Source organism: Microbacterium tumbae, assembly GCF_054780175.1.
Map to the genome: position 1 here is coordinate 76,008 of NZ_BAAGWV010000001.1, position 16,049 is coordinate 92,056.

Annotated in this window: 15 protein-coding genes; 3 read left to right on the forward strand and 12 right to left on the reverse strand. The window is 69.0% G+C overall.

The genetic code is table 11. The features are described from left to right. Window positions 1-41 precede the first annotated feature (41 nt). The 4 genes from ACYVGQ_RS00405 to ACYVGQ_RS00420 form a co-directional block, all read right to left on the reverse strand. The gene (locus tag ACYVGQ_RS00405; RefSeq protein WP_460782504.1) at window positions 42-1,925 is read right to left on the reverse strand and encodes a glycoside hydrolase family 13 protein; all 1,884 of its coding nucleotides are present in this window, start codon (window positions 1,923-1,925) and stop codon (window positions 42-44) included. 72 nt (window positions 1,926-1,997) lie between these two features. Continuing rightward, a complete protein-coding gene (locus tag ACYVGQ_RS00410) occupies window positions 1,998-2,906 on the reverse strand; it encodes a sugar ABC transporter permease (protein ID WP_460782505.1) in 909 nt (302 codons plus the stop codon). Between the two features lies 1 nt (window position 2,907). Then, window positions 2,908-4,512, reverse strand: coding sequence for an ABC transporter permease subunit (locus ACYVGQ_RS00415; protein WP_460782506.1), 1,605 nt, complete (start codon window positions 4,510-4,512; stop codon window positions 2,908-2,910). A 67-nt stretch (window positions 4,513-4,579) separates the two neighbouring features. Next, on the reverse strand, window positions 4,580-5,791 hold the full coding sequence (locus ACYVGQ_RS00420) for a sugar ABC transporter substrate-binding protein (RefSeq protein ID WP_460782507.1): 1,212 nt from the start codon (window positions 5,789-5,791) through the stop codon (window positions 4,580-4,582). A 187-nt stretch (window positions 5,792-5,978) separates the two neighbouring features. Between ACYVGQ_RS00420 and ACYVGQ_RS00425 the strand changes: the two genes are divergently transcribed. Both ACYVGQ_RS00425 and ACYVGQ_RS00430 read left to right on the forward strand, forming a co-directional pair. After that, window positions 5,979-6,467, forward strand: coding sequence for a YajQ family cyclic di-GMP-binding protein (locus tag ACYVGQ_RS00425; protein WP_460782508.1), 489 nt, complete (start codon window positions 5,979-5,981; stop codon window positions 6,465-6,467). Window positions 6,468-6,605: 138 nt separating this feature from the next. Beyond that, window positions 6,606-7,010: a hypothetical protein gene (locus tag ACYVGQ_RS00430; protein WP_460782509.1), complete on the forward strand. Its 405-nt coding sequence runs from the start codon at window positions 6,606-6,608 to the stop codon at window positions 7,008-7,010. A 272-nt stretch (window positions 7,011-7,282) separates the two neighbouring features. Here ACYVGQ_RS00430 and ACYVGQ_RS00435 read toward each other — a convergent pair whose 3' ends face one another. After that, the gene (locus ACYVGQ_RS00435) at window positions 7,283-7,639 is read right to left on the reverse strand and encodes a hypothetical protein (RefSeq protein ID WP_460782510.1); all 357 of its coding nucleotides are present in this window, start codon (window positions 7,637-7,639) and stop codon (window positions 7,283-7,285) included. 349 nt (window positions 7,640-7,988) lie between these two features. After that, window positions 7,989-8,978, reverse strand: coding sequence for a bile acid:sodium symporter (locus tag ACYVGQ_RS00440; protein ID WP_460782511.1), 990 nt, complete (start codon window positions 8,976-8,978; stop codon window positions 7,989-7,991). Between the two features lie 411 nt (window positions 8,979-9,389). On the opposite strand from ACYVGQ_RS00440, the gene ACYVGQ_RS00445 reads away from it, so the two are divergent. Next, window positions 9,390-10,022 carry a GntR family transcriptional regulator gene (locus ACYVGQ_RS00445; RefSeq protein WP_460782512.1) on the forward strand — a complete coding sequence of 211 codons (633 nt, stop codon included), beginning with the start codon at window positions 9,390-9,392 and terminating at the stop codon, window positions 10,020-10,022. Here ACYVGQ_RS00445 and ACYVGQ_RS00450 read toward each other — a convergent pair. From ACYVGQ_RS00450 to ACYVGQ_RS00475, 6 genes are all read right to left on the reverse strand, one after another. Next, window positions 9,994-11,007 carry an alpha/beta hydrolase gene (locus ACYVGQ_RS00450; protein ID WP_460782513.1) on the reverse strand — a complete coding sequence of 338 codons (1,014 nt, stop codon included), beginning with the start codon at window positions 11,005-11,007 and terminating at the stop codon, window positions 9,994-9,996. The genes ACYVGQ_RS00445 and ACYVGQ_RS00450 overlap by 29 nt on opposite strands. A gap of 23 nt (window positions 11,008-11,030) precedes the next feature. Then, window positions 11,031-12,404 (reverse strand): FAD-dependent oxidoreductase, encoded by a 1,374-nt coding sequence (locus tag ACYVGQ_RS00455; protein WP_460782514.1) that lies wholly within the window; start codon window positions 12,402-12,404, stop codon window positions 11,031-11,033. A 39-nt stretch (window positions 12,405-12,443) separates the two neighbouring features. Beyond that, window positions 12,444-13,505 (reverse strand): polyprenyl synthetase family protein, encoded by a 1,062-nt coding sequence (locus tag ACYVGQ_RS00460; protein WP_460782515.1) that lies wholly within the window; start codon window positions 13,503-13,505, stop codon window positions 12,444-12,446. Between the two features lie 24 nt (window positions 13,506-13,529). Next, on the reverse strand, window positions 13,530-14,204 hold the full coding sequence (locus ACYVGQ_RS00465) for a class I SAM-dependent methyltransferase (RefSeq protein WP_460783903.1): 675 nt from the start codon (window positions 14,202-14,204) through the stop codon (window positions 13,530-13,532). A 108-nt stretch (window positions 14,205-14,312) separates the two neighbouring features. Next, window positions 14,313-15,227 (reverse strand): hypothetical protein, encoded by a 915-nt coding sequence (locus tag ACYVGQ_RS00470; RefSeq protein WP_460782516.1) that lies wholly within the window; start codon window positions 15,225-15,227, stop codon window positions 14,313-14,315. A gap of 200 nt (window positions 15,228-15,427) precedes the next feature. Beyond that, complete coding sequence (locus tag ACYVGQ_RS00475; protein ID WP_460782517.1) at window positions 15,428-16,018, reverse strand: DUF402 domain-containing protein; 591 nt, start codon at window positions 16,016-16,018, stop codon at window positions 15,428-15,430. Window positions 16,019-16,049: the final 31 nt, after the last annotated feature.

Consider the following 16,049-nt stretch of genomic DNA (forward strand, 5'->3'; position numbering starts at 1 on the left):
CAGCGCATGCCCGCCCAACGAGCGGAAGACGAACGTGGCGGTCAGGGCGCGACGACGCCGGGCAGCGACCAGGCGGCGAAAGCCGGTCCCTCCGCGGTGATCAGCACGGAGCCGTCCTCCGCCACGGCCAGCGTCGCGTCGCCGTACAGCTCCCGCGCGACGTCCGTTCCGAGCACGAGGCCGGACGCGAGCTCCACATCCGCTCCACCGCGGGTCGCGACTACGAGCACCGTCTCCTCGGCGGACTCCCGCGCGAACACGATCGTCTCGTCGTCGACATGGAGCCAGCGCAGCCCTCCGGTGGCGAGCACCTCGTGCCCGCGGCGCAGCGCGATGAGCGCGCGGTAGATCCCGAGGAGCTCGGCGACCGCCGGCTCGGACTCGGCGCCCCATGGCATCGGCGTGCGGCTGGACTCCCCGTCCGCACCGGTCAGCCCGAACTCGTCGCCCGCGAAGACCACCGGCACACCGGGCAGGGTCATCGACAGTCCAACCGCGACCGGCATCGTGCCCGGCGCGGCGTTCGTGGCGAAGCGCGCCGTGTCGTGCGTGTCCAGTGGCTGCATGTTGCCGAGCCGCACCCGCCAGGGGATCGCGGAGGTGAACCGCGTCACGGCGTCAACGAAGTCGCGGGCCGTGTACCGGGGGATGCCGCCGATCGGCTGGGTGAAGAACCAGGGCTCGGTGCGCCGGGCGCCGTCCCAGTCGGTCCACGCCTCACCGGCCGGCTCGCTCAGCCAGCCCCACAACGGCCGCGTGAACGAGGGGTAGGTCATGGCGCCGTGCCAGCCGTCGCCCTGCAGGTCGCTCGCCGCATCGTTCGTCGACTCGCCCAGCAGGATCGCCTCGGGGTCGATCGAGCGCACGGTCTGCGCGAGCAGCTGCCGCACCTCGGCGTTCAGATCGACATCGCCGAGACGCCCGGTCATGTTCGCCACGTCGATCCGCCAGCCGTCGATGCCGTACGGCGGCTTCAGCCAGCGGGCGACGATCGAGTCCTCGCCCGTGATGAAGCGCTCGCGCAGCAGCTCGCTCGACCAGTCGAACTTCGGGAGGGAACGGTTGCCCAGCCACGACTCGTAGGTGGTGTTGGTCTCGTCGGTGAAGTAGTAGAACCCCGACTCGACGGCGTCCGGGTTCCCGTAGGCGCGGAGGAACCACTCGTGCCGATCCCCGGAGTGGTTGCTCGTGAGATCGCCGATCACCCGGATGCCGCGGGCGTGCGCCTCCGCGATCAGCCGGGCGTACGCCTCGTCTCCGCCGAGGAGGGGGTCGATCACGTCGAAGCTCGAGGCGTCGTAGCGGTGGTTGGACGCCGCGGGGAACACCGGCGTCAGGTACAGCAGGTCGACGCCGAGCGTCACGAGGTGGTCGAGATGCTCCACGATCCCCGGCAGGTCGCCGCCGTAGAACTGTGCCGAGCGGGCGGGCACGACCGGGTCCACCGGCTCATCCCACCTCGACGGGATGGCCCACTCCGGGGCCGGATGCGCGTCCGCCTGCGCAGAGCGGGCGAAGCGGTCGGGGAACACCTGGTACATCACGCTGCCGAAGAGCCAGTCCGGCGGCGCGGGATGCGCGAGGAGGGCGAAGTCGTCGTCGTCACGGGCCTCGATCCGGCCGAGCCCGGCCTGATTGAGCCACTCCGCCGTGCCGTCGGCGTGCAGCAGCGCGAAACGATAGCCGTGGCGGGGGTTGCGCACCGTGATCGACGCCTCCCACCACTCCCAGCCGTCGACGACGCCGGTGCGGACGGCATCCGTCCACTCCGGCTCGTGATCCGGGTTCGACCGGGTGCGGACCGCGGCGAGCGGACCGTATCCCTCCGGCACGCGGAGGCGTACGGTCACGACCTCCCCGAGGCTCGGCGCCTGGTTCGAGACGTGCAGGGGAGAGCCGTCGTGATGCGGTAGCGGAGTCGTCATTCTTCGCCGTTCTTCCGAGGTGGGATGCTCAGGGTAGCGCCCGCGCGTGACGGGCGGGTTTCCCCGGCATCCTCACCCCTTGGTCGCGCCGGCGGTCAGACCGCCGACGATGTACTTCTGCAGGAAGAGGAACAGGATCATCACGGGGATCGCCGCCATCACGGCTCCGGCGGAGAACGCCGACCAGTCCGCGTAGCGCGGGTTGGCGACGAGCTTGGTGAGCCCGACGACGAGGGTCTGCTGCTCGGGGTCGATGAGGATGACGCTGGCGATCACGTACTCGTTGACGGTGCCGATGAACGACAGCAGGCCGACGACCGCGAGGATCGGAGCGACCAGGCGCAGGATGATCGTGAAGAAGATCCGGGCGTGACCTGCGCCGTCGATGCGTGCCGCCTCGTCGAGCTCCTTCGGGATCGTGTTGAAGAAGCCGTACATGAGGTAGGTGTTCACGCCGAGCGCGCCGCCCAGGTACACGAGGATGAGCCCGGTGTGCGTGTTCAGCCCGATCGCGGGGAACCAGTCGCCGAGCGTCGACATGAGCAGGAAGATCGCGACCACCGCGAGCAGCTGCGGGAACATCTGCACGACGACGATCGTCACCAGGCCAACGCGACGGCCGGCGAAGCGCATGCGCGAGAACGCGTATGCCGCGCACGCGCCGATGAACACGGTCACCAGACCTGTGACCAGCGCGATGACGAGGGTGTTCAGGAACCACAGCGGGTACGGGTTCTGCGGATCCGTGAGGATGCGCACGTAGCTGTCGACGCCGATCGCGGAGAACAGCCGGTTCGAGCCGGTCAGCGTCCCGTTCGGATTGAGCGAGGCCGAGAGCACGTAGAGCAGCGGGAACAGCGCGAAGGCGCTGACGACGATCGCGACGAGGTGGCGCCAGCCGGTGTCGGCGAACCAGGCGCCGAAGGATCGACGGCGCGGCGGGGGTCCCTGCAGGTCGGTGACCGAGGTGGCGGTGGTCATGTCAGTTCAGCTCCTCGAGCGCCTTGGTCTTGCGGAAGCTGACGATCGAGATCGTCGCCACCACGAGGAAGATCAGGATGGTGAAGGCGGACGCGAGACCGTAGTCGCGGTTCTGGCCGGTGAACGCCACCTTGTAGACCATCGAGATGAGGATGTCGGTGTGGCCGACGGGGATCGAGACGTCGCCGAAGCGCGGCCCGCCTCCGGTGAGCATGTAGATGAGGTTGAAGTTGTTGAAGTTGAACGCGAACGACGAGATCAGCAGCGGCGCGACGGTCACGAGCAGCAGCGGCAGCTTGATGCGGCGGAAGATCTGCCAGGCGTTCGCGCCGTCCATCACCGCCGCCTCGTTGACGTCCTCGGGGATGCCCTGCAGCGCGCCCATGCAGACGAGGAACATGTAGGGGAAGCCCAGCCAGAGGTTCACGATGAGGATCGAGATCTTGGCGAGCGTCGGGTCGGTGAGCCACGGGATCTCGGCTCCGCCGAAGATCACCTGGTTGATGAAGCCGAAGCTCTCGTTCATCATGCCGGCCCAGACGAGGGCGGACAGGAAGGCGGGGAACGCGTAAGGCAGGATCAGGATGATCCGGTAGCCGTTGCGGAAGCGCATCTTCGTGTTGTTGAACACGAGCGCGAGCAGGAGGCCGAGGAAGAACGTCGAGGCCACCGAGATGAGGGCGAACACGAAGGTCCAGATCGTGACGGAGATGAGCGGTCCGCGGATCGAGGCGTCCGTGACGGCCCGCACGAAGTTGTCGAACCCGACCGTGATCTGCCATCCGGGCAGCAGTTCCGTGCCGTCCTCGGCGGTGAACGCCCCGGTGCCGATGTCGGAGTAGACCGCGCCGGTCTCGGTGTCGACGATCGCGTCCGACGCCTCGTCGTACTCGAGCGTGGAGACGTAGAGGTAGCCGTTCTGCCCGTCCGGCGTGCGGATGCTGCCGTCGTTCGGGTCGTCGCTGTAGGCCACGGAGAGGTCTTCGATCTCCCCGGAACGCGAGAGTACCTGGGCGAAGGTCAGCGTGGTCCAGCCGTCCACGGCGACGGCCTTGCCGTCCTCGATCGTCGCGTCGACGTCCTGGAGCGGCTGTTCATTCGTACCGACCGACGTCTCCCCCGTGTCCGGATCCGTGACGAGCAGTCCGAGCGCTCCGAGCTGCTCCACGACGGTGACCGGGTAGGTCGGCGAGTCGTCGACGCGCTCCTGCGCGGAGGCGAGGAGCGCGGAGATCGCCTGGTCCTTGCTGCCGTTGTGCCCGGTGCCGTAGTTCGTGAAGCCGATGTACCCGGTGTACAGCAGCGTGAACACCTGGAACACGACGAGGAAGATGATGCCCGGCGTCAGATACTTGGCCGGGATCCGCTTGCGCGAGAAGTAGATGTAGTTGACGAGGACCGTGACGACCGTCACGAGGCCGAGGACCAGCCACTCCTGGTGCGTGAGGAGGACGAACGCGGCGTACAGCGCGACCGCGTCGACGATCGCCAGCAGGACGATCTTCAGCAGCAGCCAGCCGACGTTGCCGGATGCGGCCTCGGCGATCCTCGCCGCCTGGCGCTGTCTTTTCGTCGGAGGAGCCGTGGGCTCTGCGATATCGGTCATCTCTACCCCGTCGTGATTCTGCCGGGGCGGACGCGTCGCATCCGCCCCGGCAGGTTCGAGCTTGTCGTTACTGGATCGCCGCGGTGACGTCGTCGACGAGCTTCTGCCACGTCGCCTGCGGGTCCTCGCCGTTGATGATGGCGGCCTCGGCGACGCCCCAGAACTGCCAGACCGAGCCCATCGCGGGGATGGCGGGCATCGGGACGGCGTCGGCACCGACGGCCTGGAAGCCGGCGATGATCGGGTCGGATGCCGCGGTGTCGGCCGCTGCGGTCAGGGCGGGCAGCACGTTGCCGGCCTCGAACAGGGAGAGCTGGACCTCTTCGGTGCCGATGTAGTTCACGAGGAAGTCGTTCGCGGCGACCTTGTTCTCCGACTCGGAGCTGACGAAGAAGCCCTTGACGCCGGCGAACGGCGAGGCGGCCCGGTCCGTGGGGCTCGGGATCGGGTCGATGGCGACGTCGATGCCGGCGTCCACCGCGGCGCCGACGTTCCACGGGCCGGTCAGCCAGAAGGCCGCAGTGCCGTCGAGGAACTGCTGCTTCGCGATCTCACCGTCGATGTCGGTGTTGAAGTTGCCCGCGGCGCCCTGCTCACCGAGCCAGTCGGCGAAGGCGAAGCCGCCATCGCTGCCGAGCTGCAGATCGCTCGCGTCGTAGCTGCCCGTGTCGTCGGTGCCGAACACGGGAGCGTCGAATGCCGTCTGGAACGGGTACAGGTGGTAGGGGTTGCCCTCGGCGCCCTGCTCGACGACGAACGTGCCCTGGGAGAGCATGTCGTCCCAGCTGGTCGCGGCCTCGGGGACGAGGTCGGCGTTGCGCAGCACCGCGATGTTCTCGACCGCGTAGGGGAGCATGTAGACGGTGCCGTCGTAGGTCGCCGCCTGGAGTGCGACCGGGAGGTAGTCCTCGGCGGAGTCGCCGAGCTCGAGGGGGGCGACGACGCCGTTGGTGGAGAGCTCTCCGAGCCAGTCGTGCGCGCCCATCACGATGTCGGGGCCCTTGCCCGTCGGGACCTGCTGGATGAAGTCGTCCTTCATGTCGTCGACGGACTTGCCGACGAGCTCGACCTTCACCCCGGTCTTCTCCTCGTAGGAGTCGGCCGCACCCTGCAGCGCGTCGACCCGCTCCGCGTCAACCCAGACGGTCAGGGTGCTCGTGCCCTCGCCGTCGGACGGCGAGTCGCCCTCGTCCGTCGCGGTGGAGCAGCCGGCGAGCGTCAGCGCGGAAAACATGGCGATCACGCCGGCGGCGACGATGCCCCTCTTGTTCACCTTCATTGGTGTGTGCCTCTCTGGTGCGGGTGGCCTACAGAACTGCAAGCGCTTACAGTATGCATGGACGTCCTTGGTTTTCGCAACGAGAGACACGCCCGATATCAAGCTGTAATGGTTCGAGGTGGAGGCGATCATCCATGAAAGCGTTTCCAAAGTCTCGGCCGACGGACAGTCTCGGTACACTGCCTGTATGGCTGACAGCTCCTTCGACATCGTCTCCAAGGTCGACCACCAGGAGGCGGAGAACGCCCTGAACCAGGCCCGCAAGGAGGTCGAGCAGCGCTACGACTTCAAGGGCACGGACGCTTCGATCGCCTGGAGCGGGGAGCAGATCCTCATCAAGGCGAACTCCGAGGAACGTGCGAAGGCCGTCCTCGACGTCTTCCAGTCGAAGCTCATCAAGCGCGGCATCTCCCTGAAGAGCCTGGATTCCGGCGAGCCCTTCGCCAGCGGCAAGGAGTATCGCATCGTCTCCAGCCTCAAGGACGGCATCTCCTCCGAGAACGCGAAGAAGATCGGCAAGATCATCCGCGACGAGGGCCCGAAGGGCGTGAAGAGCCAGATCCAGGGCGACGAGCTGCGTGTGCAGTCCAAGAGCCGTGACGACCTCCAGACGGTCATCGCGCTGCTCAAGGGCAGCGACCTCGACATCGACCTGCAGTTCGTCAACTACCGGTAGGCGCTGCGGAATCCCGCATCTCCCGCGACGTCGATCCACCGAGCTGTTCCTGGTCGTCGACGACCAGTGGTCACGACCGAGACCGCTCCCTGAGACGCCCCCGATGTCTCGGGCCGAGCGGCTGCGAGAATGGGCTTCATGACGCGCTTCGCCGTCGACGCACCCACCGTATTGCGACTCGTCGCTCACGGGCACACGCCTGATCGCGGGCACACGCTCGTCGGACCGTCCGCGCTCCGTACCGACGTTCTCGCCCTCCTCTATCGTGAGACACGGGAGGGGAAGCGCGAAAACACCGAGGCCCGCGCCCTCCTCCACCTCGTCGCGATGCTGAAGATCCGTCTGCTCGGCGACCGTGTCTCCCGCTCCACGGCGTGGAGGATCGCCTCACAGCTCGACGCCGACGATCCACGCCCCGCGGAGTACCTCGCTGTCGCGACTCTCCAAGCCGACGCGCTCGTCACCGACGACCCAGAGCTTCGCGCCTCGGCAGAGCGCGTCGGGCTGCGGATCGCGTCGTATGCGGACCTGTTCGACGGCTGACGCCACCGATACGGCGCCGCCCTCGCCCGTCCACGGCTCGCGCCGACCGAGAGATCTCCATCGTCGGATGTCGGTGGCGCTGTCGCGGCTGGAGAGAGGGGAAGCGTGAGGCCCACGGACCCGAACCGTGGGCCTCACCGGGGTGGTTCTCCCGAACGCCGTCCCCCAGAACCGCGACCCGACTCGCGGTGACCATGACCACGTTACGGCCCCGAACAGCGCGTACATCCTCCTCGAGACGGATATCGTGCACGACCGGAGGATGACGGGGGTCACGTTCCAGAGACGCCGGGCTGCGCGACCCCGACCGCATCCTCGATGAACGCGCGGGCCCGAGCCACGACGCCGTCCGTCTCATAGGGCTCCCAGCGCTCCAGCTGCAGTCGAGTCCAGCTCCAATGGGCACGGCGCAGGGTGATCGGCAAGGGCTCATCCGGTGGCGGCCAGCTGAACTCGTCCCGCTCTCCCGTGAACGCCGCCGAAGCTCGCCATCCCGCGTCGCGGAGGCAGGATCCGGCGATCACAGACTCCATGATCGCGTCCACCACGTCCAGAGCCATGGAGTCGTCCACGCGCCCGTCCACCCGCTGCCAGATGTGCACCGGGATCTCCAGGGTCAGATACTGCACCCCGTCATGCTGGCAGAGCCCGCCCACCGTTCCCACGGGAAACGTGCCCACCGCATCGCGGATGCCTCCCCGCCCGCGGACGGCAGGCCCTGGTCCTCGCTGCCCTTTCCAGCAGAGGACCGCCCCCCCGAGGACAAAGCGCAGGTGTCCGCGGCGGCGGATCGTCGGGAGTTGTGCATCGGGCCGCGATGCTGGTACCGGCCTGTGCCCGTGCTGATATCCCAAGCCATCGGCGAGGGCAACCCCGTGACGGGGTCGGAGGCGGAGGGCATGGGCTCCTCGGCACGGAGCGGGGAATCCCCCATAGAGATGCTCCGCTCACCGGCGGCCGCGAGCCGAGTCCCCCGCATCAGCGGCCGTCGGTCCCCCGTCTCCGGCGCTGCCCCGGGCCGATCCGCGGCACGACCGCGACGAGCACCACCATCGCTACCAGCTCGACCAGGGTCTGGGTCACGACGACGAGCGGCGTGAGCGCGAACGAGGGCGGCAGGGCGAGGGCGAGCGGCAGGACGACCAGCGAGTTCCGGGTCGCGCCGCTGAAGAGCACCGCGCGCTGCCCCGGCTCGTCGAGCCGGAACGCACGGCCGATCAGCGCTCCGAGCGGTGCGAGCAGCGCCACGAAGGCGACGAAGACCGGGACCACCGCCCACAGCGACGGAAGCGATCCGCTGACCATGAACACCTGAGAGGCGATGACGACGGCGAGCGTCAGCATCATCAGCGGCACCATCGACATCGTCGCCACGGTCCTCACCCCGCGAGCGACGCGGTGCCGCGCCGCCAGGAGCTGCATGATGACGGCGAGCGCCAGCGGCGCCACGATGAGCAGGAGGAAGGCCTCGAGGAACGGGCGCGCATCGAAAGCGAGAGCGGCATCCGGACCGACGATCAGCCAGAGGAACACGGGCAGGAGAACGATCTGCAGCGCCATCAGGATCGGCGTCGACGCCAGCAGCCTCTCCTTCGCGCCGCCCGCCAGCCCGGCGAACACGATGACGTAGTCGACGCACGGTGCGAGCAGGACCAGGAGCACGCCCAGCAGCAGCGCATCGTCACCGACCACGAGACGGCTGAGCATGAACACGATGAGTGGCACGAGGACGAAGTTCACCGACAGGACCGCCGCGAGGAAGCGCCCGTCGCGCAGCGCGGAGGCGAACCGGTCGAAGGGGACGCCGAGGAAGGTCGCGAACAGCAGCAGGCCGAGCACGGGAGTGACGGCCGTCGCGAGCGGTCCGGCCGCCGCGGGCGCGAGCATACCGCCCGTGGCACCCGCGAGGACCGCGATCGTGTAGAGCACGACCTGGTTCCTCTCGCCCCATGCCACCACCTGACGCATCCGCCCAGTCTGCCCGATCGGCGCGCCGCACGGAGACGACCGGCGCGCCCGCAGATCGCATCGGCTGTCGCGTCGACGCGCGTTCCGTTCCGGACACGATCCGCCCCCGCATGGACCGGCTCGCCCCCTGAGCCGACCGAGGCTTCGATCGCATACCGGAATATCGTTGGCGATCATCGAGACTGGATCGGACGACGTCTCCTCCGCTGGGGTCGGGGGCCGGTTCCGATGGGGATCGGAAGAGGGACGTCACCCCGTGTGCGTCCGACGCCGTCGGTGGCCGGCCGGTGCTCCCACGCCCGCCGGCCACGACTCACGGATCCGGTTTGGCATCCGCATGATGTTCGTGATGTAGTGGCTCTCCGGGGAGCACCGAGGCGACTCGGGATCAAGGTACTTGGGGGCAGGTCCATGACGGGGGAATCACGGAGCATCGGGAAGACCAAGCAGCTGCTGGCTGAAGAGGTCTTCCGGCATCTGGGCACGGCGATCGTGAACGGCGAGCTCGGACCTCGCGAACGCATCCGGGATGCCGAGATAGCCCTGCAGCTGCACGTGTCCCGCATGCCCATCCGTGAGGCGCTCCAGCGGCTGGAGCGGATCGGGCTCGTCACGATGTACCCCAGTCGCTACACCGAGGTCACCGAGGTGACCGACGCCGTCGTCGCGGACTCGCGCGAGTTCGCCGCGCTCCAGTCGGGATTCGTCGCCCGGCTGGCCTGCGCCCGGATGACCGATGCGGAGCACGCCGAGATCGATCGGCTGATCGACGAGATCGTCGACGGCGTCGACGATCTCAAGGGCGCATCCCTCGCCCGCCAGCGCCTCTTCGACCGGCTGTCCGAGCTCAGCGGCAACGCCTTGCAGCATGCGCTGATGACCGAGGCGAGCCTCGCTCTCGCGCGCAATCTTCAGGGTCTGCCGCACGACGATGACGATCGCGATCGCGCGCTGTCCCTGTACGCCGAGCTCCGGGAAGCGATGCGCTCGCGCGACGCCGAAGCGGTGGAGCGGATCAGCCGCGCGATCCACGGCGGCGTGTGACGGCGTCCCAGCCGTCCACCCACCGGGCGAGTCGCGCATAGGCGTCCTCTCTGGCCTCGCGTCGCGAGAGGAACACGTCGTGCAGGGCGCTGTCGATGCGCTCCACCGTGACGGAGGATCCGAGTTTCATCGCTCTCGCCGCGATGTCGTCGACGACCAGCACGCTGTCGGCGGAGGTCAGCTCGTCCGACCACCGCGTCGGCGCCGCAGACCGGGCGGAGAGCAGGACGCACACCGGCGCCTCGATCGCGAGGCCGGCTGCGACCTGCGCATGCCCGAGGAGGATCGCATGCAGCCAGCCGGCGTGCACGGCCATCGCGTGCTCAGGACGCCACGCCAGGTTCACCTCGACGGGATCGTCCGCATCGGCGACCTCCGCCTGCGCACGGGTGTAGAAGCCGAGGTCCACCTGCGGCGCTGCATCCAGGGGCCGGAAGCGGGCGCCGAACTCCACGACGGGCGCGATCGCCTGCCGCATCGGTCCGAGCTGGAACTCCAGCCATGGCGAGTTGAGGACGACGGCATCCGCTCGACCGGGATTGCGCGAGGCCCACAGACTCAGGACGAGTCCTCCGGTGGAATGGCCGAGCAGCACGAGCCGGCGACCGGGCGCCTGCGCCATGGCCTCCAGGGCCGCGGCGATGTCCTCGTCGTAGGTCGCGAGGTCGGTGATGTAGCCGGGGGTCTGACCGTCGCGGAGGCTCCGCCCGTACTTGCGGAGATCGAGTGCGAAGAAACGCGCTCCGCGCGACGTCCAGAAACGGGCCAGCCGCTTCTGGAAGAAGTAGTCCGACCAGCCGTGCACGTACAGCACATCGACGTCCCGGAGCCCATCCGCGGGCATCAGCCCGAACCGCCACCAGGGCAGCGGCGCCGGTAGCGCGCGGACCAGGGTCGCGACGACCTCGCCCTCGGCATCCGACCCCAGCGGCAGCGTCAGCTGCTCGAACTCGTCGCCGAGGACGTCGGGGGTCCAGCTGGTCATGCCGCCACCCTATCCGGCGGGGTTCACTCCCCCCGGGAGATGCGCACCATCTCATCCCTCGGAACGACCTTGATGCGGGCGCGGCCGTGCGGCTCGCCGAGGCCGACCTCGTGCTCGTCGAGACGGTGCCAGCCGTCGAGATCGGTCCACGCCACGCCGCGGGAGGCGAGCAGCGCCGGGATGGCCTCTTCCGAGGGATCCTCGGGCCGCCACCACGACCCCTGGTCGTTGACGAGGTGCTGGATCGTCTCCATGGCGTCGGACTTGGTGTGGCCGATGAGTCCCACCGGACCGCGCTTGATCCACCCGGTGGCGTACACGCCGGGCACGCGCTCGTTGGAGTCCTTCGCGAGCACCTGCCCCTCATGATTCGGGATCACACCGTGCTTCTTGTCGAAGGGGACGTCCTTCAGCGGCGAGCCGAAGTACCCGATCGCCCGGTAGAGCTGGCCGATCGGCACCTCGCGGATCTCTCCCGTGCCCACGACGCCGCCCTCGCCGTCGGGCTGCGTGCGCTCGTAGACGAATGCCGTCGCGCGGCCGGATGCATCCTTCCTGACCTCGACGGGCTTCGCCCAGAAGTGCAGGTGCAGGCGTCGCGACGCCTCACCGCCGGCGTTGTTCACGCCGGGGCGCGTGCGCCACTCCTGCAGGATGCGATCGATGACCTTGACCTGCTTGTTGCTCGCGATGGCGTCCTTGGAGGCGTCGTCGTAGTCGAAGTCCTCGTCGTAGACGACCATGTCGACGTCGCGCAGCTCGCCGAGCTCACGCAGCTCCAGCGGGGTGAACTTGACCTGCGCCGGTCCCCGGCGGCCGAACACGTGCACATCGGTGATCCTCGAGGCCTCGAGGCCCTCGTGCACGTTCGCGGGGATCTCGGTGGGCAGCAGGTCCTCGGCGTGCTTGGCCAGGATGCGGGCGACGTCGAGCGCCACGTTGCCGTTGCCGAGCACGGCCACGGACTCGGCATCCAGCGACCACTCACGGGGGAAGTCGGGGTGCCCGTCGAACCAGCTGACGAAGTCCGCCGCGCCGAAGGAGCCCTCCGCGTCGATGCCGGGGACGTCGAGGGTCGTGTCGCGGATGGCCCCGGTGGCGAAGATGACCGCGTTGTAGTGCTTCTTGAGATCGTCGAGCGTGATGTCCTCACCGAAGCGGACGTTGCCGAAGATCCGGATGTCCCCGCGGTCGAGCACGTCGCGCAGTGCGTTGATGACGCCCTTGATGCGAGGGTGATCGGGCGCGACGCCGTAGCGGACGAGACCGTAAGGTGCAGGCAACTGCTCGAAGAGGTCGATCGACACGTCGAAGGCGCGCTCGGTCTTGAGCAGGATGTCGGCGGCGTAGATGCCCGCCGGTCCTGCTCCGACGATGGCCAGCCTGAGCTTGGTCATGGTGGTTCCTTTCGGCGCCTGCCGCGAGTGCTGGGGCGATCAGCTGCTGCGGTCGGCGAGGGTTTCGGCGAAGCGGGTGAGCGCCTCGCGCACGGTGCCCTTCGGCAGGGCCGCGAGCAGGGCGATGGCGTCGCGGGTCCAGGTGCGGGCGAGTTCCAGGGTCTCCTGCGTGACGGCGTGATCGCGCAGCTCGTCGAGCGCGGCGTCCAGGAGGGCGGGGTCGGCTCCGTCGGCGATGCGGGCGACGCCGTCATCGATGCGGGCGGCGAGATCGACCGCATCGGCATCCACCCGCGCCTTCAGGAGGAGATAGGGCATGGTCGGGACGCCCGCGCGCAGATCCGTGCCGGGCACCTTGCCGGTGTCCTCCGGCTTAGCGGACAGGTCGATGACGTCGTCGATGAGCTGGAAGGCGACCCCGACCTTCTCGCCGTAGACGCGCAGCGGCTCCTCGTAGTCGGCCGGCGCGTGCGAGAACACCGCTCCGGCCTGGGTCGCCGCGGCGATCAGGGACCCGGTCTTGTCGGCGAGGACCTGGAGGTAGAACTCGATCGGATCGTCATCGGGCTGAGCGCCGACCGTCTCGTGCAGCTGCCCGAGCACCAGTCGCTCGAAGGTGTCGGCCTGCAGCTTCATGGCGCGGTCCCCGTGCTTGGCCATGAGCTGGCTGGCCCGGGAGAACAGGATGTCGCCGGTCAGGATCGCGACGCTGTTGCCCCACACCGCATGCGCGGCCGGGACGCCCCGACGGCGATCGGCGTCGTCCATCACATCGTCGTGGTACAGCGAGCCGAGATGCGTCATCTCGAGCGCCTTCGCGATGTCGATGACGGCGGGGATGTTGCCGTCGCCGAGCTGCGCGGTGAGCAGCGTCAGGACCGGGCGGACCCGCTTGCCCCCCGCCTCCAGGAGATAGCGGCTGGCGGCGTCGGCCACGGAGTCCGCGACCCGCAGATCGACCGCGAGCCCCTCCTCGACGAGCTCGAGTCCCTCTTCGATCTCCCGGGCGATGCGACGGGCGGCGGGGCCGATGAAGACGCGGTCGCTGAAGCCGAGTCGGCTCGCCAGGCGCGAACCCGGGGCTGCGGGGCTCGAAGTCACGTCTGCCAGCCTACCCGTAACCGGCTAGGCGCCCGGCGCGTCCGCAGGCTTGGTCGCGCGGTGCAGTGCGACGATGCCGAGGCTGAGGTCCCGATGTGCGACGTTCGTCCAGCCGGCCTCGCGGATCCATCCGGCGAGCGCCCTCTGGTCCGGCCAGTCCCGGATCGACTCGTTGAGGTAGTCGTACGCCTCTCCGTTCGTGCCGGCGATGCGTGCGATCCGCGGCAGGACCTGGGCGTTGTAGAAGCGGTACAGACCGCGGAACGCCGGGTTCTGCGGCGTGGAGAACTCGTTGATGAGCAGCCGCCCGCCGGGCCTGGTGACGCGCAGCAGCTCCCTCAGCGCCTTCTTCGGATCCTGCACGTTGCGCAGACCGTACGACATCGTCACGGCGTCGAACTCGTCATCGGCGAAGGGCAGGTCCGTGGCGTCGGCCTCGACGAACGACAGGTTCGGCAGGTGGCCGTGCCTGCGGCGTCCTTCCGCCAGCATCCCGGGCGAGAAGTCGGCGGCGACGACGTCTGCACCGCTTCCCGCGAGGGATGCGGAGGACGAAGCGGTGCCCGCGGCGAGGTCGAGGATGCGCTCCCCCGCCTTCGGCGCGACCGCGCGGGTAGCCGCGCGGCGCCAGAACGCGTCGTTGCCGAACGTCATGACCAGATTGGTGCGGTCGTAGCCTGCCGCGACCTGGTCGAACATGCCGCTCACGCGCGCGGGATCCTTGCCGAGATCGGCGCGGTTGGGCTCAGTCACGCGTCCAGTCTAGGCGGGCGGGCCCGACGCATCCTGGGCGCCTTCCGGGTGGATTCACCACAGCTCACGGTCGAACTGGGGCAGGGCGTAGTCGTTCCAGACACCGCTGAGGGCGGGATGGACGACGAAGGCGAGGTCCTCGCCGTCCCACTCGACGGGGATCCCGCAGACGAGGGTGCCGACCGTCGATGAGCCGGTGTCCCTGCAGACGATCCCGTCGAGATCGTAGACGCCGCCCTTCTCCTGGATGCCGAGGATGCCCTCGTACAGCCCCTCCTCGACCTCGATCCCCTCGACCGTCGTGCCGGTCAGCGCCGCCTCGGCGACTGCGCGCACCTGCTCCTCCCCGCGCAGGATGACGGGTTCCGCGGCGGTGACGGCGGCGTCCACCACCGAGACGGTGATGTCGGCCTGGACGGACAGCTGCGCGCAGCACGCCGCGTCGTACTCGTTCGTCGCCGTCCACCGCGCCTGGAAGCCGGCGTCCGTCGCGGAGAGCCCGGCGACCTGCTCCCGGTCTCCCCCGGTGAGCTCATCGGGGTGGAACTCGGCGACGGGCCGGAGCTCGGCGTCGTAGACGACGACCACGTTCGGCCAGGCGACGCCGCCCTGATCGCAGGACATGACCGCGGCGAGGAAGGGCAGCCCATCGACATCCGCTCCGACGACCGCGAAGTCGCTCGTCTCGGCTCCCTCGTGCAGGTCCTCGAGGAGGGCTCCGTGCAGGCCGGCGGCGCCCGCGAACTCGGCGATGCCGGGGAGGACGCCGTCGACGAGCTTTCCGGCGGGGTGTCCGCACAGCGAGGGGACGTCGACGGCGAGCAGGTCGGCGAGGTCGAAGGACGGCGCCGGGGTCTCGACCGGCGGGGACGACGCCTCCCCCGTGGGGAGGTACGGGTCGCAGGCAGTGAGACCGAGGCCCGCGAGCGCGAGGGCGGCGAGCAGAGTGCTGCGAAGACGGGCGCGCATGACCTCCACCTTTGCAGACACCCTGCTCCGTGGTCGAGGCATGCGTTCGGTCGATGTGTCTATTCCGCAGGACCGTTATCGCATTCTGCAGGATCGGCGGCCTTCAGGTCCGGCTTTCGGGCCGGATCAGTCCGGTCTCAGCCGGATCGTCCTGCATAACGGTCGGGCGGTCCTGCAGAACGGACAAGGGCCGCTTCTGCTCAGCGGTCGAGACCGAGCGCCTCCAGACGGTCGAGCCAGACGTCGGCAGTGGCGTCGTAGGGCGCGACCTGGTCGCGCACGCGGGTCTCCAGGTCGAGGGCGAGCGCCTCGAGGCGGGTCATCACCTCGGACGGATAGCCGAAGCGGGCGCTGTGCTCCGCCCATTCGTCGCGGTCGTCGACCCAGGTGCCGCGTTCTCCCTCCACACGGACCACGTCGAGGTCCATGTCGATGCCGGTGACGAGAAGCGGACCGCTCCAGCGTACGTCCCAGGCGAGGTCGATGTAGATCCGCATGCCCTCCGGATGGTCACGGAAGACGGTGGCGGCATGGTCGCCGGCAGCCGGGATCAGCGACACCTTGCTGCGGCGGCCGATGTGCTCGACGGCGGGGATCAGGGTGACGTTCGCCCCTTCGGCGTGGAACTCCGCGCCGGGACGCGCGCTGAACCAGCCCCCCGGCTGACCGATCCAGTCGCCCCATTCGTCCGCGCCGAGGTACACGCACTCGTGGCGCCAGTGCGGCGATCCGTCCCACTTGCGCCATTGCATGATCATCTCTGCGCCGGGTGCCGGGCGGACATCGCTCATGGTGTCACTCTACGGACTCTCCCTTCTGCCG